Origin of the sequence: Streptomyces chattanoogensis (assembly GCF_001294335.1) — a bacterium.
Taxonomy (GTDB): domain Bacteria; phylum Actinomycetota; class Actinomycetes; order Streptomycetales; family Streptomycetaceae; genus Streptomyces; species Streptomyces chattanoogensis.
Window position 1 is genome coordinate 396,691 of the sequence record NZ_LGKG01000001.1, and the last position, 21,861, is coordinate 418,551.

General features: G+C 72.8%; 14 protein-coding genes. 8 read left to right on the top strand and 6 right to left on the bottom strand.

The genetic code is table 11. The annotated features are described in order from the left end of the window. The first annotated feature begins 5 nt into the window (after positions 1-5). The 4 genes from ADL29_RS01775 (at position 6) to fxsT (ending at position 8,163) form a co-directional block, all read left to right on the top strand. Positions 6-3,314, top strand: coding sequence for an SAV_2336 N-terminal domain-related protein (locus ADL29_RS01775; RefSeq protein WP_245689094.1), 3,309 nt, complete (start codon positions 6-8; stop codon positions 3,312-3,314). A gap of 106 nt (positions 3,315-3,420) precedes the next feature. Further along, the gene (locus ADL29_RS01780; protein ID WP_053922006.1) at positions 3,421-3,648 is read left to right on the top strand and encodes a YxD-tail cyclophane-containing RiPP peptide; all 228 of its coding nucleotides are present in this window, start codon (positions 3,421-3,423) and stop codon (positions 3,646-3,648) included. A 201-nt stretch (positions 3,649-3,849) separates the two neighbouring features. Beyond that, on the top strand, positions 3,850-5,034 hold the full coding sequence (locus ADL29_RS01785; protein WP_053922007.1) for an FxsB family cyclophane-forming radical SAM/SPASM peptide maturase: 1,185 nt from the start codon (positions 3,850-3,852) through the stop codon (positions 5,032-5,034). A 126-nt stretch (positions 5,035-5,160) separates the two neighbouring features. Then, the gene (fxsT, locus tag ADL29_RS01790) at positions 5,161-8,163 is read left to right on the top strand and encodes an FxSxx-COOH system tetratricopeptide repeat protein (RefSeq protein ID WP_053922008.1); all 3,003 of its coding nucleotides are present in this window, start codon (positions 5,161-5,163) and stop codon (positions 8,161-8,163) included. A 126-nt stretch (positions 8,164-8,289) separates the two neighbouring features. Here fxsT and ADL29_RS01795 read toward each other — a convergent pair whose 3' ends face one another. The 4 genes from ADL29_RS01795 to ADL29_RS01810 form a co-directional block, all read right to left on the bottom strand. Next, on the bottom strand, positions 8,290-12,042 hold the full coding sequence (locus ADL29_RS01795) for a multifunctional oxoglutarate decarboxylase/oxoglutarate dehydrogenase thiamine pyrophosphate-binding subunit/dihydrolipoyllysine-residue succinyltransferase subunit (RefSeq protein ID WP_053922009.1): 3,753 nt from the start codon (positions 12,040-12,042) through the stop codon (positions 8,290-8,292). Between the two features lie 271 nt (positions 12,043-12,313). Next, positions 12,314-13,450, bottom strand: a complete 1,137-nt coding sequence (locus ADL29_RS01800) for a HAMP domain-containing sensor histidine kinase (RefSeq protein WP_053922223.1) — start codon at positions 13,448-13,450, stop codon at positions 12,314-12,316. Then, positions 13,450-14,190: a response regulator transcription factor gene (locus ADL29_RS01805; protein ID WP_046926018.1), complete on the bottom strand. Its 741-nt coding sequence runs from the start codon at positions 14,188-14,190 to the stop codon at positions 13,450-13,452. The genes ADL29_RS01800 and ADL29_RS01805 overlap by 1 nt, the downstream gene beginning before the upstream one ends. Before the next feature lie 75 nt (positions 14,191-14,265). Beyond that, positions 14,266-15,024 (bottom strand): spermidine synthase family protein, encoded by a 759-nt coding sequence (locus tag ADL29_RS01810; RefSeq protein WP_053922224.1) that lies wholly within the window; start codon positions 15,022-15,024, stop codon positions 14,266-14,268. A gap of 217 nt (positions 15,025-15,241) precedes the next feature. Between ADL29_RS01810 and ADL29_RS01815 the strand changes: the two genes are divergently transcribed. Then, positions 15,242-16,147, top strand: a complete 906-nt coding sequence (locus tag ADL29_RS01815) for a rhomboid-like protein (RefSeq protein WP_053922010.1) — start codon at positions 15,242-15,244, stop codon at positions 16,145-16,147. Here the strand turns inward: ADL29_RS01815 and ADL29_RS01820 are convergent. Then, positions 16,075-16,578, bottom strand: coding sequence for a YfbM family protein (locus ADL29_RS01820; RefSeq protein ID WP_053922011.1), 504 nt, complete (start codon positions 16,576-16,578; stop codon positions 16,075-16,077). The two genes, ADL29_RS01815 and ADL29_RS01820, sit on opposite strands and share 73 nt — an antisense overlap. A 141-nt stretch (positions 16,579-16,719) precedes the next feature. Here ADL29_RS01820 and ADL29_RS01825 point away from each other — a divergent pair, with 141 nt between their 5' ends. After that, complete coding sequence (locus tag ADL29_RS01825) at positions 16,720-17,553, top strand: pentapeptide repeat-containing protein (protein WP_053922012.1); 834 nt, start codon at positions 16,720-16,722, stop codon at positions 17,551-17,553. 107 nt (positions 17,554-17,660) lie between these two features. Continuing rightward, positions 17,661-20,087, top strand: a complete 2,427-nt coding sequence (lon, locus tag ADL29_RS01830; RefSeq protein ID WP_053922013.1) for an endopeptidase La — start codon at positions 17,661-17,663, stop codon at positions 20,085-20,087. Positions 20,088-20,155: 68 nt separating this feature from the next. On the opposite strand, the gene ADL29_RS01835 is transcribed toward lon, so the two are convergent. Next, on the bottom strand, positions 20,156-21,031 hold the full coding sequence (locus tag ADL29_RS01835; RefSeq protein WP_063788369.1) for a lysozyme: 876 nt from the start codon (positions 21,029-21,031) through the stop codon (positions 20,156-20,158). Between the two features lie 299 nt (positions 21,032-21,330). Between ADL29_RS01835 and ADL29_RS01840 the strand changes: the two genes are divergently transcribed. Continuing rightward, positions 21,331-21,801, top strand: a complete 471-nt coding sequence (locus ADL29_RS01840) for a MarR family winged helix-turn-helix transcriptional regulator (RefSeq protein WP_053922226.1) — start codon at positions 21,331-21,333, stop codon at positions 21,799-21,801. Positions 21,802-21,861: the final 60 nt, after the last annotated feature.

The window sequence follows — 21,861 nt, forward strand, 5'->3', positions numbered from 1 at the left end:
GCGCGGTGCCCCCTGGGGAGCCCGGTCCGGGCCCCCTCGACCCGCTCGGCGAACTCGTCGGGCGGCTGACCGCGGCCGGGGTGCCGGCCGACGCCCGGGGCATGGCCGACGCCCTCTGGCTCGCCCAGTGGATCACGCCGGACGGGCCGGGCACCGAAGCGGCCGCACCGGCCCGGCCGGTACACACGGAACCGGCCACCTTCTCCGCGGGGCCGGCCGTGACGGCACAGGGCGCACGCCGGGCGGACGCGGCGGACGAGGGGGCGCCGGACCCGCCGGCCGCGCCCCCCGAGCGCACCCGCCGCCGGGACACCGCGCTGCTGCCCGCCCATGACGACCGGTTCACCGACCCCGACCACCACCGCCTCGGCGAGATCGCCGTCCCGATCGCCTCCGCCTTCCCGGGCCTCTTACCGCTGCAGCGCGCCCTGCGGCCCGTCCAGCGCTACCACCCGCCGGTCGCCCCCCTCCGCCAGGAGCTGGACGACGACGCCACCGCCGAACTCTCCGCCCACGCCGAGATGGTCATCCCCGTGCTGCGCGGGGTGCACCGCCGCACGGCCGCACTGCGGCTCCTGATGGACGGCTCGTCCTCGATGGCCGTCTGGGAGCAGATGCTGCACGATCTGCGGCAGGTCTGTGAGCGGGTGGGCGCCTTCCGGGACGTCACCGTGCACTACCTCCACCCGCACGGCCCGGACGTCGGCGCCGCCGCCGCTCCCGGCCCCGGGCAGTCGCTGCGCCCCGCCGACCAGCTGCACGACCCCACCGGCCACCACCTCACCCTCGTCGTCAGCGACTGCGCGGGCCCCCTGTGGCGGGACGGCCGGATGCAGCGGCTGCTCTACCGCTGGGCCGCCGACGCCCCGCTCGCCGTCGTCCAGCCGCTGCCCCAGCGCATGTGGGCGCGCACGCTGCTGCCCGCCGTCGCCGGCACCCTCGTCCGGCGCCAGGGCCCCTACCAGGCCCTTGACTTCCGGCCCGCCCGGCGCCGCCGCCGCTCGGCACCACCGGGCGCCCCTGCCGCGGCCCGCGCACGCGCCGTACCGGTGCTGTCCCCGACGCCCTCGGCCCTGGGCACCTGGGCCCGCCTCGCCGCCGCCGACGCCGGTCTCTCGCTGCCCGGCGCCGCCACCGTCGTACGGGCCGACCACGGCGCCGAGCCCGCGCCCCCGGAGGCGCCGCCGCGCGTCGAACCGTCCCGTATGGTCGAGGAGTTCGACCAGCAGGCGTCCCCGGCCGCCCGGCTGCTCGCCGTGCATCTGTCCGCCGTACCGCTCGCCCTCCCGGTGATCCAGCTCGTACAGCGCGCGATGCTGCCGCACACCGGACCGGCGGAGCTGGCGGAGGTGCTGCTCAGCGGCCTGGTGACCCAACTCCCGCCGGAGGAGCTGCCGTCGGGGCCGCGCGGGGCGGGGGGCGGCCCGTGGTACGACTTCGTGCCCGGGGTGCGGGACGAGCTGCTGGGGCGGCTGAGCGCGGGCGAGGCGGCGCTGGTCCTCAAGCACTGCTCGCTCTACGTCGAGCGCACCTTCGGCCGCAGCGCCCGCAACTTCCCGGCCGTCGCGGTCGCCATGCTCTCCGGCAGCGGGCGCGAACCGGAGACCGGCCGGCGGGCCGTCCCCGAGCCGTTCGCCCGGGTCTCCGAGAAGGTCCTGCGGCGCTTCGAACCCGCACTGCGCACGCCCGACCGGCGGCCGTACGAGCCCGGCGGCCCGGCCGCCGAGGGCGCGGCCCTCCTGGAGCGCTACGAGCGGAACCGGACCGTCCGCGATCTGATCGCCTCCGTGCGGCTGCTGCGGGCCGCGACCGGAGAGCTGCCGGTGGCGGGCACCGACCTCGCCCGCGCCCTGCTGCACGCCTGGAGCACCTGGCGGCAGCCCGACGCCCTGGAAGAGGCCGAGCGGGCGGCGGGCGCGGCGGAGCTGGCCGCGGCGGCCGACGACGGCGCGGAGGCCGAGCGGACCCGGGCGCTGATCGTGCTCGGCCGGGTGCGGCACGCCCGCGCCCGCGAACGCCGCGCCGCGGGCAGACCGGCCGAGGAGCGCGCCGCCCTGGAGGACACCGCACGCCATCTGCACACCGCATGCGGGCTGATGAGCCTGCTCGACCCGCGCGTCCTGGAGAGCATGGTGCTGCGCACCGGGGCGCTGCGCCGGCTGGCGGCCCTCCCGGGGACGGACCCCGCGGCGGACACCGGCCCCGCCGGCCCCCCGCCCCCCGCGTACCCCGATCCGCTCGGCGAGGCGGAACGCTCCCTGACCACCCTCCTCGACCAGTGGCCCAGCGGCCGCCAGGTCCCCGGCGAGGTCTACGCCGCCCGCGGCGGCGTCCTCCTGGACCAGGCCGCGCGGGCCGCCGTACCGGGACCGGCCGCCGCGCTCGCGGTGCGCGCCGCGGACGACCTCGACACCGCGACCGTCCTGCTGCGCCGCCGCGGCAGCGCCGCCGACCGGCAGGTGTGCGAGACGCTGCTGGACCTGGCGGCGGCCCGCTCGCTGACCGGCGCCGGGGGCCCGCCGTCCGTCCTGCCCATCCTGGAGCGCGCCCGCGCCCTCGCCCATGAGCTGGCCGACCCGGCCCTGGAGGCCGACAGCCTGCGCCGGATCGCTGCCGACCGGAGCGCCGCCCACACCCGCACGGGCTCCCTGGCCGCCCTCGACGAGGCCATCGCCGCGCTGGCCGCCGCGCTCCGCCTCGCCGTCCCGGACTCGCCCGAACACAGCGCCCTGCTCGCCGAACGCGGTGCCGCGCTGCTCACCCGCGCCCGGCTGGAGCCGGCCGCCGAACCGGGCAGACGCCTGGCCAACGAGGCCGTGCACGTCCTGCGCGAGGCGCTGGGCCGGGTCGCGCCGCAGGACCCCGCGCTCGGCAGCCACCGCCTGCTGTTCGGCCGGGCCCTGCGGCTGCGCCACGAACGCCAGCCTTCGCTCGCCGATCTGCACGAGGCCGACTGGATCCTGGAGCTGGCCGCCCGCGGCACCGACGTGGCCTCCGTGGCGGCCGAGGCCTGGCTCGAAGTGGGCGATGTCCAGCTGCTGCTGGACCGGCGCTTCGGCTCCCGTGAACGCCACGACCGGGCCGCCGCCTGCTACCGCCGCGCCGCCACCGCCGCCCTCGACGCCGGGAGCGCCCTGCTGGCGGCCCGCGCCCACCACCGGCGCGGCGAGGTCCTGGAGGACACCGCGGGCCCCCAGTCCGCGCTGCACGCCTACCGCGAGAGCTGGGCGCAGTGGCAGCGCGCGGCCGAGCACACCGGGCCCGAGGCGCAGCGCACCCGCGCGCGGATGCGCGCCCTCGAATCCCCCCGTTGACCGCTCCTGCGCGCCTGGCCGAGTGCCTGGCCCCGGGCCGGTGAACGTGTTTCCGTGGACGGAAGTACGGGAACACACCCGTCCAGCCGGCCCAGAGGAGAACAGTGTGGCAGCGTTTTCCGCGAATGACCGCACCGAACCGGCCGGGGCCGGCCCATGGTCCCCGTCGGCCGAGCCCCTGCCGGATTTCGCGGGGGTGGAGGTGAGCGTGCTGGCGGCGCGGGCGGGCCATCCGGTGCTGGGCGAGGTCGCGGCACTGCTGCTGCGCAACTGGCCGGCCGAGGAGGACGCGGTCGCCTACTACGAGGACAGCCCCGGGCCGCCCAATCGCTGACGGTGCCCGGCGGCGGCCGGACGCCTGTGTCCTGGTGTTCCGGGGCAGCTCCTTTTCAGGCAATCGGGCTCGGAAACCGGCCAGTTGCCGCAGGAGTCCGGTTCCCGGACCGATGGCGGAGCCAAGTAGTCCATGGGCACATGTGCTCGATGGGCGTCCGCGCATCGGTGATGTGCGGTGGCGAGGGCGGGGGGCGGCGCCGTGGGCGGACAGCGTGGCCGGACGGGGAGCGTCCCCTTCCGGCAGTTCGTCATCAAGATCCACAGCCGCTGCAACCTCGCCTGCACCTACTGCTACATCTACACCGGCCCCGACCGCAGCTGGCGCGACCGCCCGCCGCTCGTCCCGGCCGCCACCGTCCGCCGCACCGCACAGCGCATCGCCGAACACGTCCGCACCCACCGGCTGCGGGAGATCCGCATCGATCTGCACGGCGGCGAACCGCTGCTGACCGGCCCCGGTCCGCTCCTCGACCAGGCCGCCGCCATCCGCGCCGCGCTCCCCGCCCACTGCACCGCCGCGTTCGGCGTCCAGACCAACGGCACCCTGCTCACCCCGCAGACGATCGACACCCTGGGCGCCGCCGGATTCCGGCTCGGCCTCAGCCTGGACGGCGGCACCCCCGGCCTCAACCGCCGCCGCCTCGACCACGCCGGCCGCCCCGCCTGGCCCGCGGCCGCCCGCGCCGCCGGCCTGCTCCGCGCCCGTCCCGACGTCTACGCCGGCATTCTGTGCACCCTCGACATCACCGCCGACCCCGCCGGCGTCTACCGTTCGCTGTGCGCGCTGGACCCCCCGATGCTCGACTTCCTCCTCCCGCACGCCAACTGGTCCAGCCCCCCGCCCGCCCCTCTGCACCCCGCGGGCGGCACCCCCTACGGCGACTGGCTGTGCACCGTCTTCGACCTCTGGTGGGACGGCGACCCCCGAAGGGAATCGCAGCCCCGGGTGCGGCTGTTCACCGAAATCCTCGGGCTGCTCCTGGGGCGCCCCAGCTCCAGCGAAGCGATCGGCCTCTCACCGGTCGTCGCCCTGGTGATCGACACCGACGGCGCCATCGAGCAGGTCGACTCCCTCAAATCCACCTACGAGGGCGCCGCCGCCACCGGCCTCGACGTCTTCCGCCACTCGTTCGACGACGCCCTGGCGCACCCCGGCATCGCCGCCCGCCAGCGCGGCCGCGACGGACTCGGCGACCGGTGCCGCCGCTGCGCCCTGATGGCGGTCTGCGGCGGCGGGAACTACGCGCACCGCTACCGCGCGGGCCCCACCGGATTCACCAATCCGTCCGTCTACTGTGCCGACCTCGAACGCCTCATCCGGCACATCGCAGCCCGCCTGGACGCTGCAGTCTCCCTCAACTCGCCGTCCACCGACATGACCTGACGGAGTGTCGCGGTATGGGGGGACACTTGGGCTATCGTGCAAAACAGCCGGACGTGCCGTAAGAACCCAGCCAGCCTCAGCCCAGCTTCTGCACGCGCGCATCACCCATCCCAGGGAGACGGTCGCATGGTCGATCAGTCCGCTTCTGCCGACGCCACCGAGCACATCACCATCAGCTATGCGGGCTTCGCCCGGCCCTGGGCCGCCTGGATCTCCCACCAGCTGGAACAGCTCGGGCACGGCACGACCCTGCTGCGCTGGGACCCGCAGGCGGACACCGCCCTGGCCGAGGAGCTGTCGGGGCTGCTGGAGGCCCGGGGCCGGCTGCTGATCGTGCTCGACGACTGGTATTTCCGACTGGGCCCCAAGACCCAGGAGGAGTGGACCGCCGCACTGCGGGAAGCGGTGCCGCCGCACGCCGACCGCTTCGCCGCGGTGAGCGTGGCCACCCAGAGCCTGCCCGCCACCGCGGCCCTGCTGCGCCCCGCCGACCTGCGCGACCTGGACGCCCGCGAGGCCCGGCGCCGGGTGCTGCACCGCCTCGGCATCCAGGGCACCGGCCGCGGCGTGGACGAGAGCGCCCCCGGCGCGCCCCGCTTCCCCAACGACCCGCCCGAGGTGTGGAACATCCCGCGCCGCAACAACCGCTTCACCGGCCGCGACGACGTCCTGGAGGAGCTGCACGACAAACTGGCCGGCTCCGGACCGGGCGCGGCCCCGCCGCTGGAGACCCGTATCGCGCTCTACGGCACCTCCGGCGTCGGCAAGAGCCAGATCGCCCAGGAGTACGCCCACCGCTTCGGCAACGACTACGACGTGGTGTGGTGGATCAGCGCCACCCACCGCGGCGCCGCCCGCGAACAGCTCGCCGAGCTCGCGGGCCGGCTCGGGCTGCCGGTCGGCCAGGAGCTCGGCGACCGTATCCGGGCCGTCCACGAAGCGCTGCGCATCGGCCGCCCCTACCGCCGCTGGCTGCTGGTCTTCGACAGCGCCGACGACATGGAACAGATCGAGGACCTGGTCCCCGACGGCCGCGGCCATGTCCTGATCACCACCCTCACCCGCGACTGGTCCGGCTCCGGCAGCGCCCAGGAGATCGAGGTCCTGCCCTTCACCCGCGTCGAGTCCGTCGCCTACGCCCGGCGCCGTGCCGCCCGGCTGACCCCCGTCGAGGCCAACCTCCTCGCCGACGCCGTCCAGGACCTGCCCCTGCTGCTCGCCCAGACCGCGGCTTGGCTGGACGCCAACCCGATGCCGCCCAAGGAGTACATCGAGCTGATCCGGCGCGGCGAACCCAGCCTCGTCGGCATCCGGATCTCCTCCGACTACCCGATGGCCTTCCAGACCAGCTGGGCCATAACGCTCAACACCCTGCGCGAACGCAGCCCCGCCGCCGTGGAACTCCTCAAGCTGTTCGCGTTCTTCGCCCCGGACGCCATCCCCGTCCCGATGCTTGCCAAGGCCCGCCGCGGCGACCTGCCCGAACACCTCGCCGACCTCGCCGCCGAGCCGATCAGCTGGAACACCGCGCTGCGCCGGCTGACCGAGTCCACCGCCGTACGCCTGGACTACCAGGTCTCCCAGGACTCCGACCCGGCCGTCGAGACCGCCCAGATGCACCGGCTCTACCACCGCTTCCTGCGCGGCGACATGACCGAGGACGAGCGGGACCAGATGTCCGCGACGGCCTGCCGGGTGCTGGTCACCGCCGACCCCCAGAACCCCACCGACACCCGCTGCTGGGAGCTCTACGCCGGACTCATCCCCCATCTCGAGTCCGCCGGCGTCCTCGACAGCCCCGACCCGGCCGTCCAGGGGCTGCTGCTCAACTGCATCGCATACCTGAAGGTCCGCGGCGAGTACCGGACGGGCCTGCGGCTGTGCGAACAGTTCATCTCCCGCTGGCGCACCCGGATCGAACCCACCCACCGCACCATGCTCGTGCTCACCCACCAGCACGCCAACATGCTGCGCAGGCTGGGCCGCTACCGCGAGGCCGAGGCGGTCGGCAGCGCCGTCGTCGACCAGCTCGCCGCCGAGCGCGACCCCTCCGACGCCGATCTGCTGCGCGCCCAGGACGGCCTGGCCGGCACCCTCATGGCGCTCGGCTCGTACGAGGACGCCCACCGGCTCTTCGACGCCGTCTGGCGGGCCTATGCCGTCCTCCTCGGCCCGGACTCCCCGCGCACCCTCTCCTCCCGGCACAACCTCGGCGTCGTCTTCTCGCTGCTCGGCCGCTACGAGGAGGCCCTGGTCACCCACCGCGAGGTGCTCGCCTTCCGGGAGCGCACCCTGCGTGCCCGGCACCACCTCACCCTCAACGCCGGCAACGCCTACGCCCGGATGCTGCGGCTGCTCGGCCGCTACCGCGACGCCACCTCGAGCCAGGAGCTCAACGCGCGGCTGCACCTCCAGGTGATGGGCCCGCACACCCCGCAGACGCTGCGCTCCGAACACGACCTCGCGCTGTGTCTGCGCCGCTCCGGCGAGGTCGCACGGGCCGGTGAGCTGATGGCCGACCTCGTCGAGCGGTCCCGCCGGGTGCACGGGCCCCGCCACCCCGAGACGCTGATGGTGCGCGCCGACTACGCCACCTTCCTGCGCGAGCACGGCGACCTCGGGCAGGCCCGCGACCTGGCCGAGGACGTCGCCGAGCGGTACCGCGCGCTGGCCGGCGAGAGCCACCCGTACACCATCGGCACCCTGGGCAACACCGGGCTGGTGCGCAGTGAGTACGGCGAGCTGGCCGAGGCGCTGGTGATCGCGGAGCGGGCGCTCGCCGGGATGACCGGGGCCATGGGCGCCGACCATCCCTGGACGCTGGGCTGTGCGCTCAACGCCGCCGCCGCCCGCAGCCGCGTCGACGACGAGGAGGGCGCGGTGGAGCTGGGCCGCGACGTCCTGGAACGGGCCAAGACCGTGGTGGGCGACACCCATCCGCTGACGCTCTCCGCCAAGACGGCGCTCGCCGAGGACCTGCGGACGCTGCGGCGTGCCCAGGAGGCCGTGAAGCTGGAGCAGGAGGCCATCGGGCAGCTCAGCGAGACGCTGGGCGCCGAGCATCCGCACACCCTCTCCGCCCGGCGGCGGCGCCGCCCGTACTGGGACTTCGAGCCGCAGCCCGTCTGACGGGCCCGCCCGTCGCCCGACCTCCACCCCCAGAAAACGGCGCTACGCGCCGACTGCCCGTAGCAGCCCGAAGGGCCCGCCCCCACCTCCGTGGGAACGGGCCCTTCGTGTGTTGCCGGGGCTCGACTAGGCGTCGAAGACCTCCGCCACCAGCGCTGCCTGCTCGGCCTGGTGCCGCTTGGCGGAACCGACGGCCGGGGACGAGCTGTGCGGCCGCGAGATGCGGCGCAGGCGCTCGCCGTGCGGGACATCGGCGCCGACCGCCAGATCCAGGTGGTCGATCAGGTTGAGACCGAGGAACGGCCAGGCACCCTGGTTCGCCGGCTCCTCCTGGACCCACAGGTACTTGCCGGCGTTCGGGAACTTGGCGATCTCCGCCTGCAGCTCCTTGCCGGGCAGCGGGTACAGCCGCTCGAGACGCACGATCGCGGTGTCGTTCGCCTCGCGCTTCGTCCGCTCCGCTGCCAGGTCGTAGTAGACCTTGCCGGAGCAGAAGACGACCTTGCGGACGTCCTCGGGCTTGACCGTCGAGTCGCCGATCACGGGACGGAAGCCGCCCGTGGTGAACTCTTCCGCCTTCGACGCCGCGGCCTTCAGACGCAGCATCGACTTCGGGGTGAAGACGACCAGCGGCTTGTGGTGCGGGTTGTGGACCTGCCAGCGCAGCAGGTGGAAGTAGTTCGACGGGAGCGTCGGCATGGCGACCGTCATGTTGTTCTGCGCGCACAGCTGGAGGAAGCGCTCGATCCGGGCCGAGGAGTGGTCCGGGCCCTGGCCCTCGTAGCCGTGCGGCAGCAGCAGGGTGACACCAGAGGTCTGGTTCCACTTCTGCTCGGCCGACGAGATGAACTCGTCCAGCACCGTCTGCGCACCGTTGGCGAAGTCGCCGAACTGCGCCTCCCACATGACCAGCGCCTCGGGCCGCTCCAGGGAGTAGCCGTACTCGAAGCCCATCGCCGCGTACTCGCTGAGCAGCGAGTCGTAGACGTTGTAGCGGGCCTGGTCCTCGGAGAGGTAGAGCAGCGGGGTGTAGTCCTCGCCGGTGTTGCGGTCCACCAGCACCGCGTGGCGCTGGCCGAAGGTGCCGCGGCGGGAGTCCTGGCCCGCCAGCCGGACGGGGGTGCCCTCCATCAGCAGCGAGCCGATGGCCAGCGTCTCGCCCATGCCCCAGTCGATCGTGCCGTCCTCGATCATCGCCGCGCGGCGCTGCAGCTGCGGCAGCAGACGCGGGTGGACGGTGACCCGGTCGGGGATGTTGACCTGGGACTCGGCGATCCGCTTGACGACCTCCTGGGAGACCGCGGTGTCCACGTGGACCGGGAACTCCGCCTTCGGCCGCGGGACCTCGGCCGGGGCCGGGGCGGCGGTGGCGTCCCGCACCTCGGTGAAGACCTTCTCCAGCTGGCCCTGGAAGTCCTGCAGCGCCTGCTCGGCCTCTTCCAGCGTGATGTCGCCGCGACCGATCAGGGACTCGGTGTAGAGCTTGCGCACCGAGCGCTTCTTGTCGATCACGTGGTACATCAGCGGCTGCGTGAACTCGGGGTTGTCGGTCTCGTTGTGACCGCGACGCCGGTAGCAGATCAGGTCGATGACGACGTCCTTGTTGAACGCCTGGCGGAACTCGAAGGCCAGACGGGCAACGCGGACGACGGCCTCGGGGTCGTCACCGTTGACGTGGAAGATCGGCGCCTCGATCATGCGGGCCACATCGGTGGCGTACATGGACGAACGCGACGACTCCGGGGCGGCGGTGAAGCCGACCTGGTTGTTGATGACGACGTGCACCGTGCCGCCGGTGCGGTAGCCGCGCAGCTGCGACATGTTCAGCGTCTCGGCGACCACACCCTGGCCGGCGAACGCCGCATCCCCGTGCAGCTGGATCGGCAGGACAGTGAAGTCCGTGCCGCCCTTGCCGATGACGTCCTGCTTGGCGCGGGACACACCCTCGACGATCGGGTCCACGGCCTCCAGGTGGGAGGGGTTGGCGACCAGCGAGACCTTGATCTGCTCGCCGTCCAGGCCGGTGAAGGTGCCCTCGGCGCCCAGGTGGTACTTCACGTCGCCGGAGCCGTGCATCGACTTCGGGTCGAGGTTGCCCTCGAACTCGCGGAAGATCTGGGCGTACGACTTGCCGACGATGTTGGCGAGGACGTTGAGCCGGCCGCGGTGGGCCATGCCGATGACGACCTCGTCCAGGCGCGACTCGGCCGCGGAGTCGATGACCGCGTCCAGCAGCGGGATGACGGACTCGCCGCCCTCCAGCGAGAAGCGCTTCTGACCGACGTACTTGGTCTGCAGGAAGGTCTCGAACGCCTCGGCGGAGTTCAGCCGGCGCAGGATGCGCAGCTGCTCGTCGCGCTCGGGCGACTTGTGCGAGCGCTCGACCCGGTCCTGGATCCACTTGCGCTGCTTGGGGTCCTGGATGTGCATGAACTCGATGCCGGTGGTGCGGCAGTACGAGTCGCGCAGCACGCCCAGGATGTCGCGCAGCTTCATCATCGACTTGCCGGCGAAGCCGCCGACCGCGAACTCGCGCTCCAGGTCCCACAGGGTGAGGCCGTGCTCGGTGATGTCCAGGTCGGGGTGCTTGCGCTGGCGGTACTCCAGCGGGTCGGTGTCGGCCATGACGTGGCCGCGGACCCGGTAGGAGTGGATCAGCTCGAAGACCCGCGCCGCCTTGGTGACGTCGTCATCGTGCGAGGCGTCGATGTCGCGCAGCCAGCGGACCGGCTCGTAGGGGATCCGCAGCGACTTGAAGATGTCGTCGAAGAAATCGTTCTCGCCGAGCAGCAGCTGGCTCATGACCCGCAGGAACTCGCCGGAGGCGGCGCCCTGGATCACGCGGTGGTCATAGGTGCTGGTCAGCGTCATGACCTTGGCGACGCCCATCTTGTTCAGGGCGTCCTGCGAGGTGCCCTGGAACTCGGCGGGGTAGTCCATCGAGCCGACGCCCATGATCATGGACTGGCCGGGCATCAGACGGGGCACGGAGTGGACGGTGCCGATGCCGCCCGGGTTCGTCAGCGACGCGGTGACCCCGGTGAAGTCGTCCATCGTCAGCTTGTTGTCGCGGGCCCGGCGGACGATGTCCTCGTAGGCCTGCCAGAACTCGAAGAAGGTGAGCGTCTCGGCCTTCTTGATGGCGGCGACGACCAGCTGGCGCTCGCCGTTCGGCTTCACCAGGTCGATGGCCAGACCGAGGTTGACGTGCTCGGGCTTGACCAGCGTCGGCTTGCCGTCCTTCACCGCGAAGGAGTAGTTCATCGCCGGCATGGCCTTGAGGGCCTGCACCATCGCGTACCCGATGAGGTGCGTGAAGGAGACCTTCCCGCCGCGGGCGCGCTTGAGGTGGTTGTTGATGACGATGCGGTTGTCGAACAGCAGCTTCACCGGGACGGCGCGGACGGACGTGGCCGTCGGCAGCTCCAGGGAGGCGTTCATGTTCTTCGCAACGGCGGCGGACGGGCCACGCAGGGTGACGAACTCGGGGCCGCCCTCGGGGGCCTCGGCCTTCTTCTCGGCGGCCGGCTTCGCGGCCGGCTTCGCCGCGGGCTTGGCCGGTGCGGCGGCGGGCGCCGCCGGGGCCTTGGCGACGGCCGGAGCGGCCGGGATCACCGGCTTCTCGGCCGGGGCCGCGGGCGCTGCCGGAGCAGCCGGGGCGGCAGGCGGCGCCTCCGCCTCGCCGGCCGTGGCCGAGCCCGGCTTGTAGTCGGCGAAGAAGTCCCACCAGGCTCGGTCTACCGAGTTCGGGTCCTGGAGGTACTGCTGGTAGATCTCGTCGACGAGCCACTCGTTCGGACCGAATGCGGCAGCAGGGTTCTTGCCCTGCCCCTCTTGGTCACTCGAGATGCTCGCACTGTTGGGGGACTGTAGCGACACGGCGGCAACCGCCCTCTTCCGCTTCCTAAAGGTGGTGGACAGCGGGAATAAAGGCTACGCCTGTTGTGACCTTTGGTGCAGTCCGGGAGGGCCACTCGTCGCGCACGTCACATTCGCGGACGGGTTTCAGCGCATGACTTGGCGGGAAACACACGTGGTTTGCCCGCGTGCGGGTAGGGCTCACCGCCGTCGCACCCCGTGCGGGAGCCCGGAACCGGCCCGGACAACGTGCGCCGACCACCGACCCTACGCCAGCGGCGGGTGCCGGGCGTCAGCTCCGTGCCGACTCCAGCCCCGGAAGGGTGACCCTGATCCGGCAGCCGCGAGGGGATTCGGCCACCCCGATCCGTCCACCGTGCAGATCCACCGCCCAGCGTGCGATGGCCAGGCCCAGTCCCGTACCGCCGTCGCACCCCGGGCCGGACGGCCCCGGGCCGCCGCGGTTGAACCGTTCGAAGACCCGGTAGCGCTCCGACTCCGGAATCCCGGGCCCTTCGTCCTGCACCTCCAGCTCCAGGCTCTCGGGCCCCTCGCCGCGCCGTGCGCGCACGGTGACCCGGCCGTGCCGGGGGCTGTGCTTGATCGCGTTGTCGATGAGATTGGCCACGACCTGGTGGAGCCGCTCGGCGTCGGCGTGCGCGGTCAGCTCCGGCGGCGAGACATCGAGGTGCAGATGGACGTCCGTACGGGTGTGGGTGCCGGATCCGGTGGCCCCGGACAGCCCGGACAGGGTCGAGGCGCCCCGGCTCATGTTGGCCTCCTTGAGCACCCCCGACAGATACGGCCACACCTCGAAGCGCCGGGCGTGCAGCGGCACCACGCCATTGTCGAGCCGGGACAGGTCCAGCAGGTGCTCGACCAGCCGCCCCAGCCGCTCGGTCTGCTTCAGCGCGGTGCGCATCGTCTCCGGGTCGGGCTCGCAGACCCCGTCGACGACGTTCTCCAGGACGGCCCGCAGCGCGGCGATGGGCGTGCGCAGCTCGTGCGAGACATTGGCGACCAGCTCCTTGCGGTGGGTGTCCACCGCCTCCAGATCGGCCGCCATGCGGTTGAAGGCGTCGGCCAGGTCGCCGAACTCGTCCCGGCGCTCCGAGCGCACTCGCCGCGAATAGTCACCGTGCGCCATCGACCGGGTGACATCCGTCATCTCGCCGAGCGGCGCCGTCAGGCTGTTCGCCACGAACTGGGTGATCAGCAGCGAGGCGATGATCGAGAAGACCGTGATCACCCGCAGCTCGGTCGCCGAGGCGATCGCCATGAACACCAGCAGCGTGGTGATGATCACCGAGACGATGACCAGCGCACCGAGCGCCGCCTTGACGGAGCGGTAGGGATCCAGCGGCCGCAGCCCCTCCCAGACCCGCTCCCACAGGCCCCGGGTGGGTATCGGCCGGTGCCGGTGCCGCATCATGCGGCCGGGGTCTCCAGGGCGTAGCCGACGCCGTGGACCGTACGGATCCGCTCGGCGCCGATCTTGCGGCGCAGGGCCTTGATGTGGCTGTCGACCGTACGGGTGCCGGAGGCGTCGGCCCAGTCCCACACCTCGGCCAGCAGCTGCTCACGGGAGAGCACCGCACGCGGGGTGTTCGCCAGGCACACCAGGAGGTCGAACTCGGTGGGGGTCAGATGGACGTCCGCGCCGCGCACCCGTACCCGGCGCTGGGCGTGGTCGATCTCCAGCTCGCCGAGGCGCAGGATCCCGCTGCGGGGCGTGTGGGCGGCCAGCGCGGCGCGCTCGACCCGGCGCAGCAGGACGTGCACCCGGGCGGCCAGCTCCCGCATCGAGAACGGCTTGGTCATGTAGTCGTCGGCGCCCACGCCGAGGCCGACCAGCATGTCGGTCTCGTCGTCCCGGGCGGTGAGCATCATCACCGGTACCGGGCGCTGGGCCTGGACCCGGCGGCACACCTCCAGGCCGTCGAAGCCCGGCAGCATCACATCGAGGACCAGCAGATCGGGCTGCCAGGCCTCGGCGGTCTCCACCGCGGCCGGGCCGTCGGTGGCCGTCTGCACCTGGAAGCCCTCGGCGCGGAGCCGGGCCGCGATGGCGTCGACGATCGTCGGATCGTCCTCCACGACCAGCACCCGGCGCTGGGCGCCCGGCGTGGCCGCGGCGGTGCCGCCCTGGCTTGTCTGAGTCTGGTCCATCGCCCGCCCCTGCATTGCCCCTGCGTGGTCGCGTCTTGCTAGGGCAGCAGCGTAAAGCCATGCCGTGACCGTCGGCTACGCGCCCTTGCGCGCCAGATGCACCACGTCGGGGACACCCCGGACAACGGGGATTTCTTCCGTACGCACCCCATGGAAACCGGCATTTCGCAGCGCCTGTTCGAAGGCGGACGACGGCTGTGCGGACCAAACGGCGAGCACTCCGCCGGGTGTCAGGAGGTCGCGGCAGGCGGCGAGTCCGGTGGGGGAGTAGAGGCCGGTGTTGTCGTCGGTGACGGTCCAGTCGGGGCCGTTGTCGATGTCCAGGCAGAGGGCGTCGTACGCCGTGCCGTTCCCGCCGTCGCGGATGTGGGCGACGAGGTCGGTGTGCAGGATCTCGGTACGGGGATCGGCCAGCGCGTCCGCCGAGACGGCCGACAGGGGGCCGGTGCGGTGCCAGTCGATGACGGCTTGTTCCCGCTCGGCGACCGCAATGCGGCCCCAGCGCGGCTCGGCCGCCGCGCGGGCCAGCGAGAAGCCGACGCCCAGGCCGCCGATCAGCACGGCGGGTCCCGGCCGGTCCGCAGGCAGGTCTGCCAGCTCGGCCAGCGCGGCGTCGATCAGCAGCCGCTCGGAACGGCCGTCGGAGGTGTCCATCAGGAAGCAGCCGTTGGCGATGATCTCGTAGACCGGGGCCGTTCCGGACGGTCCCCCGCCCCCGCCCCGTTGCCGCAGCACCACCTCGCCGTACGGGCCCTCGCGGCGGTCGAGGGTGCGTGGCGCCTCCTGGTCGAACGGGGCGCCGGCCGTCTGGTGCGGGGGAGGAACGGGAGCCATGCGGCCATCTTGGGCGACGGCGGCGGTGACGGTCCAACGCATTGGCCGCCCGCGGACGGAGGGCTCCCCGGCGTCCCAATCCGGACGTAGCGCACGTCATGAGGGTTGCGCGGCGTGATGCATATCACGTCCACAGCTCACTCATGGGTTGAGCAGGCAGGGTGGTCGCCAACGTAATCCGGAACGGAGCAGACCGGGACGGAAGGAGGGTGGGGCCATGAGTCAGGCGGACACCGCCACTGCCGCGGCAAGTGCCGCCCCTGCCGGTGCCGACGGCAGGCGGGCCGGTACCGCGCGGCCGGGTGTCCTCGCGGGCATTCCGCGGCAGCGCGGGGTGCCGGCGGCGGCCGGATACGACCCCGGGCCGTCCGCCCGCGGGCCGATGGCGCGCCGGTGGCTCCGGGCCGTACGGAAGCCGAGCCCACGGCCCTGGCGGCTGCTGCCCACCCCCATGGGCACCCCCTTCACCTTCTGCTACGCCGCCCTGCTCACCGCCACCTCCCTCTTCGCCGCGCACGCCGACCCCGCCCTGGTCGACGAGCTGCTCCGCGGCTCCAGCACCGACATCGTCCACCTGGTGCAGGCCCCGCTCCTGGTGCTCATCGCCTCCGCCCTTTGGATCGCGGGCGGCCTGACCTCCGCCTACGCCATCGCCTTCCTCTTCACCCTCACCGCCCTGGAACGGCGGATCGGCGGACTGCGCACGGCCGCGGTCTTCTTCGGCGGCCATGCGCTGGCCACCCTCGCCACCGAACTCCCCGTCGGCCTCGCCGTTGCCGCCGGCGGCCTGCCGGACAGCTCCCTCATCCGCCTCGACTACGGCATCAGCTTCGGCGTGATGACCTGCATCGGCGCCCTCGCGGGACTGCTCCCGGCGTGGTGCCGCTGGCCGCTGCTGGCCGGGGCCGGCCATCTGGCGGTCACCGGCCTGCTCGCCTACGCCGACCCGATGAGCGACTGGGGTCATCTGCTCTCGCTCGTCCTGGGCGTGGGCGGCTGGCCCCTGCTGCGCCGGTGGCGGGACCGGCACGGCAGCGGCCGGCCGGCGCCTCAGCCGAGCCAGATCAGCATCCCGTCCCCGTGGTCCGCCGCCGTCCGGAAGAAGAGCCGCAGCCGTTCGTAGTGGGCGCTCACGTAATCGAGGGACTCGCCGCGCTCCCAGACGATGAGCGGGTAGACGCCGGCCGTGGCGAGCTCGGCCGGACCCACGCCGGAGACCAGCCGCTCGCCGGACGTCTGCGCCATGGCCGCGGCGGCGGCCCGCACCCGCTCGGGTGTGAGGCAGCGCGGTGGTCCGTACCCCCAGTCCTCGGCGCCCGCTATGGCCTCCTCCCCGTGGACGACCTCCACCGGGAAGTCCGTACGGCTCAGCAGGAAGCCCAGGGCGTCCCACGCCTTGTCGACGTCCAGGCACCGTGCCGCGGCGGGCTCGGGCCGGGTGTCCGCCTCCTCCTCCATCCGCCCCTGGACCAGCTTCAGCGCCCACTCGGGGTCGCTGTGGGCCCGGTCGAGTTCGGCAGCCGTGACACGTGCGTACTCTCCGATCATGCTCATGATCCGGAGCGTAGGGCCGGGCACTGACAACGGCGGGGCGCGGCGGGGCGGGCTGCGCGGACGGGACGTAAATCCGGCCGTGGGTCCCGCCTCGCCTGGGACAATGGCCGTCCCCGTCCCCCGCACCAGGAGCCGACCGCTTTGTCCCGCGCCCCCGAACCCCCCGCCCCCGACCGCGCCGCGCTCGCCCTGCTGTCCGACTGCGGCAGCTGTTTCGGGCTGTGCTGTGTCGCGCTGCCGTTCGCGAAGTCGGCGGACTTCGCGGCCGACAAGGAGGCCGGGCGGCCCTGCCGGAACCTCCAGGCGGACTTCCGCTGCGGCGTCCACGGCGAGCTGCGGCAGCGCGGCTACTCCGGCTGCACCGTCTTCGACTGCTTCGGGGCCGGCCAGAAGGTCTCCCAGGTCACCTTCGACGGCCGGGACTGGCGGCAGGCGCCGGGCACCGCGCGGGAGATGTTCGAGGTGTTCCCCGTCATGCGGCAGCTGCACGAACTCCTGTGGTACCTGGCCGAGGCGCTGGCCCTGCCCGACGCCCGCCCGGTCCACGCCGGTCTGCGCGCCGCCCTGGAGAAGACCGAACGCCTCACGCACGGCACCGCCGGGGAGCTGACCGCGCTCGACGTGCCCGCGCACCGGGGCGAGGTCAACGCCCTGCTGCTGCGGGCGAGCGAGCTCGTACGGGCCAAGGTGCCGGGGAAGAAGAAGGAGCGGCGGGGAGCGGATCTGATGGGGGCCCGGCTGAAGGGGGCGGCGCTGCGGGGTGCCAACCTCCGCGGGGCCTGTCTGATCGCCGCCGACCTCCAAGGCGCCGATCTGCGGTCGGCCGACCTCATCGGCGCCGACCTGCGCGACGCCGACCTCCGGGGCGCCGACCTCACCGGCACCATCTTCCTGACCCAGGCCCAGCTCAACGCGGCCAAGGGGGACGCGGCCACCCGGCTGCCGGACGGACTGAGCCGGCCCGCGCACTGGTGACCGGAACGGCGGCCGCCGATCGCTCACAGCGAACAGACGCGGGGAACATCTCCCCGCCCCCCGGCATTGAGTGAGTAAAGCTCAACTTGCTTGCCGAAGGGGAGATCATGGCATCGACGCCCACATCGCTCACTCTGCCCGTCCTGCCCCTCGATGACGAGGTCGTACTGCCCGGCATGGTGGTGCCTCTGGACCTGTCCGACGCGGAGGTGCGCGCCGCGGTGGAGGCCGCACAGGCCGCCGCCTCCTCGGGCAACAAGCCCAAGGTGCTGCTTGTGCCCCGGGTCGACGGGAATTACGCGGGGATCGGCACGCTGGGCAGGATCGAGCAGGTCGGGCGGTTGTCCGACGGCGACCCCGGCGCGCTGATCCGGGGGCTCGGCCGGGTGCGGATCGGCTCCGGCACGACCGGTCCCGGTGCCGCGCTCTGGGTGGAGGGAGTCACCGTCGAGGAGACGGTGCCCACCGCGCCTGATGGAAAGACGGGGCTCCCCAGGGCCGTCACCGAACTCGTCACCGAATACAAGGCGCTGGCCACCAGCTGGCTCCGCAAGCGCGGCGCCTGGCAGGTCGTCGACCGCGTCCAGCAGATCGAGGACGTGCCGACGCTCGCCGACAACTCCGGATACTCCCCGTTCCTGACGACGGAACAGAAGGTCCGGCTCCTGGAGACCGTGGACCCGGTCGCCCGGCTGAAGCTCGCCACCGACCTCCTGCGCGAGCATCTCGCCGAGCAGGACGTCGCCGAGTCCATCGCCAAGGACGTCCAGGAGGGCGTCGACAAGCAGCAGCGGGAGTTCCTGCTGCGGCGCCAGCTGGAGGCGGTGCGCAAGGAGCTCGCCGGGCTCAACGGCGACCCCGAGGACGAGGGCGACGACTACCGCGCCCGGGTCGAGGCCGCCGATCTGCCCGAGGACGTCCGCAAGGCCGCCCTCAAGGAGGTCGACAAGCTCGAACGGGCCAGCGACCAGAGCCCCGAAGGGTCGTGGATCCGCACCTGGCTGGACACCGTCCTCGAACTGCCCTGGAACGAACGGACCGAGGACGCGTACGACATCGCCGGCGCGAAGGCGGTCCTGGACGCGGACCACGCCGGTCTGGAGGACGTCAAGGAGCGGATCACCGAGTATCTGGCGGTGCGCAAGCGGCGCTCGGAGCGCGGGCTGGGTCTGGTGGGCGGGCGCCGGGGCGGGGCCGTGCTGGCGCTGGTCGGGCCGCCCGGCGTCGGCAAGACCTCGCTCGGCGAGTCCGTCGCCCGCGCCATGGGCCGCAAGTTCGTCCGGGTGGCGCTCGGCGGCGTCCGTGACGAGGCGGAGATCCGCGGCCACCGCCGCACCTATGTCGGCGCGCTGCCTGGCCGGATCGTCCGCGCCGTCAAGGAAGCCGGTTCCATGAACCCGGTCGTCCTCCTGGACGAGATCGACAAGGTGGGCTCCGACTTCCGGGGCGACCCGGCCGCCGCCCTCCTGGAGGTCCTGGACCCGGCGCAGAACCATACCTTCCGCGACCACTACCTGGAGGTCGAACTCGACCTCAGCGACGTGGTCTTCCTGGCCACCGCCAACGTCCTGGAATCCATCCCCGAGCCGCTGCTCGACCGGATGGAGCTGGTCCGCCTGGACGGCTACACCGAGGACGAGAAGGTCACCATCGCCCGGGACCACCTGCTGCCGCGTCAGCTGGAGCGGGCCGGCCTGGAGCCCGGCGAGGTGGTGCTGGAGGAGGACGCGCTGCGCAGGCTGGCCGGCGAGTACACCCGCGAGGCGGGCGTACGGAACCTGGAGCGGGCCGTTGCCCGGCTGCTGCGCAAGGTCGCCGCCCAGCACGAACTGGGCGAGCGGGAGCTGCCGTTCACCGTCGGGGCGGACCAGCTGCGCCCGCTGATCGGGCGGCCGCACCACACCCCGGAGTCGGCCCAGGACCCGGCCGAGCGGCGGACGGCCGTCCCCGGCGTGGTCACCGGCCTGGCCGTGACCGGCGCGGGCGGCGACGTCCTCTACGTCGAGGCGTCGCTGGCCGATCCCGAGACGGGGGCCTCCGGCCTCCAGCTCACCGGCCAGCTCGGCGACGTCATGAAGGAGTCCGCGCACATCGCGCTCTCCTTCCTCCGCTCACACGGCGCGGAACTGGAGCTTCCGGTCGGCGACCTGAAGGAACGCGGCGTGCATCTCCACGTCCCGGCCGGCGCCGTCCCCAAGGACGGCCCCAGCGCGGGCATCACGATGACCACGGCGCTGGCCTCCCTGCTCTCCGGCCGCCAGGTCCGCCCGGACGTCGCGATGACCGGCGAGGTGTCGCTGACCGGCCGGGTCCTGCCCATCGGCGGCGTCAAGCAGAAGCTGCTCGCCGCGCACCGGGCGGGCATCACCACGGTCGTCATCCCCAAGCGGAACGAACCCGACCTGGACGACGTACCGGCCGGAATCCTCGAGGACCTCGAGGTGCACCCGGTCTCGGACGTCCGCCAGGTGCTGGAGCTGGCGCTGACACCGGCGTCCAGCGGTGCGGCGCCGGAGGTGCCGCTGGCGGCGTGAAGACGGCGGTGGCCGGCCCGTCCCTCCCACCGGGGACGGGCCGGCTGTCAGGGGCGCGCTGCGCCGCTTCAGCCGTTGGCGAGGGCCTTCAGCCGGTCCAGCGATCCGTTGAAGCGGTTGTGGTCGCCGACCGTCGCACCACTGGAGGTGTACTGCCAGATGGTGTGGAAGCCCCAGCCGGCCGGGAGTTCGCCGACGGAGGAGCCGTAGCGGGGGAGCCAGAGGGGGTTGACGCTGCCGAAGGCGGACGAATTGCCGGTGCACTGCTTCCACCACGCGGTGGAGGTGTAGAGGACGGCGTCCCGGCCGGTGCGCGCCTTGTAGGTCGCGAACCAGTCCTTCATCCAGTTGACCAGCCCGGCCGCGCTCAGGCCGTAACAGGTCGAGCCGTAGGGGTTGTACTCCATGTCCAGCGCCCCGGGCAGCGTCTTGCCGTCCTTGGACCAGCCGCCGCCGTGGTTGACGAAGTAGTTGGCCTGGGTGGCGCCGCTGGAGGTGTTGGGCGTGGCGAAGTGGTACGCGCCACGGATCATGCCCGCCTGGTACGAGCCGTTGTACTGCTGCGCGAAGTACGGATTGGTGTAGCTGGCGGACTCGGTCGCCTTGGCATAGGCGAAGCGGACGCCGCTGTTCCAGAGCGTCGACCAGGCGACATTGCCGTTGTGGCTGCTGACGTCCACACCCTCGACGGACGCCGCCGAGGACTGCCGCGGTGCGAGGACCGCCGCCGTCCCCTCGTGCTTGGCGATCTCGGAGCCGGCCCAGTCCTGGCCGGGGTGCGAGGGTTCCGGCGCGCGCTGCGGGGCCGCGGCACCGGCGGTGCCGGGCAGACCGAGGAGGAGGGAGACGATCGCGACGAGGATTCCGGCCACGGTCGCCAGGGAACGGGACCGGTGGTGGGGGGAGTAGGAGCGGTGCGGGGAACCGGCTCTGAGCACGGGCATACGTGCCTCCGTAGATCTCGAGGATCTCGGTGAGTGACCTGAGGGGGGAAGGTCCGGGGACCTGAGGGGTTCCGGGTCGTCATGACACGGGCTGTATCAGTGATGTGCCCGTTGGTGTGCCCATGTCACACATGACGATACGCGCGTAGATCCCCGGGACGAAAGAAGAGACGGGGCTGCCGTTGGTCTAATCCTGCGAAATACTGGCCCAGCTGCGGCTTCGGCCGCGGATGACGGAAACTTTCAGGGCAGGGAAAGCGGGAAAGGGCGCTGACGTGCACAACACCGGAGCCGACGGTATGACGGCGGACGGCGAACAAACTGGTGTGGACCACGTATTCCTGTCCCTGGAGCGCGAATTGGCGGTATTCCTCCGCCGCGCCCGCGCCTCGTCCGGAGAACTGGCGCGCGAGGTCCACCCCGACCTGGAGTCGTCGGCCTACGGACTCCTCGTCCGCCTGGCCGACGCCGGCGCGCAGCGCGCCACGGAACTCGCCGCGTTCTTCGGCGTCGGCAAGGCGACCATGAGCCGCCAGCTGCACACCCTGGAAAAGCTCGGACTCGTGCTCCGCGAACCGGACCCCGCAGACGGCCGCGCCACGCTCGTCCACCTCACCGACGAGGGCCTCGCCCGCTTCACCCGCGTCCGCACCGCCCGCCGCGCCCGCTACGCCCGCCGCCTCGCCTCCTGGGACCGCGCCGAGGTCGCCGAACTGGCCCGCCTGCTGCACCGGCTGAACGCCGAGCAGGAGGGGGAGGACGCCCCCTAGGGGTTGTTCGAACAGATCCCCCAGGGGATGCGAGGCCCCCTGCGGGTCCACGACGCGGCG

Coding starts and splice junctions, on each gene's coding strand:
- fxsT (WP_053922008.1), top strand. CDS start 5,161: ATGGTCGATCAGTCCGCTTCTGCCGACGCCACCGAGCACATCACCATC.
- ADL29_RS01800 (WP_053922223.1), bottom strand. CDS start 13,450: ATGCGGCACCGGCACCGGCCGATACCCACCCGGGGCCTGTGGGAGCGG.
- ADL29_RS01805 (WP_046926018.1), bottom strand. CDS start 14,190: ATGGACCAGACTCAGACAAGCCAGGGCGGCACCGCCGCGGCCACGCCG.
- ADL29_RS01810 (WP_053922224.1), bottom strand. CDS start 15,024: ATGGCTCCCGTTCCTCCCCCGCACCAGACGGCCGGCGCCCCGTTCGAC.
- ADL29_RS01815 (WP_053922010.1), top strand. CDS start 15,242: ATGAGTCAGGCGGACACCGCCACTGCCGCGGCAAGTGCCGCCCCTGCC.
- ADL29_RS01820 (WP_053922011.1), bottom strand. CDS start 16,578: ATGAGCATGATCGGAGAGTACGCACGTGTCACGGCTGCCGAACTCGAC.
- lon (WP_053922013.1), top strand. CDS start 17,661: ATGGCATCGACGCCCACATCGCTCACTCTGCCCGTCCTGCCCCTCGAT.
- ADL29_RS01835 (WP_063788369.1), bottom strand. CDS start 21,031: ATGCCCGTGCTCAGAGCCGGTTCCCCGCACCGCTCCTACTCCCCCCAC.
- ADL29_RS01840 (WP_053922226.1), top strand. CDS start 21,331: ATGACGGCGGACGGCGAACAAACTGGTGTGGACCACGTATTCCTGTCC.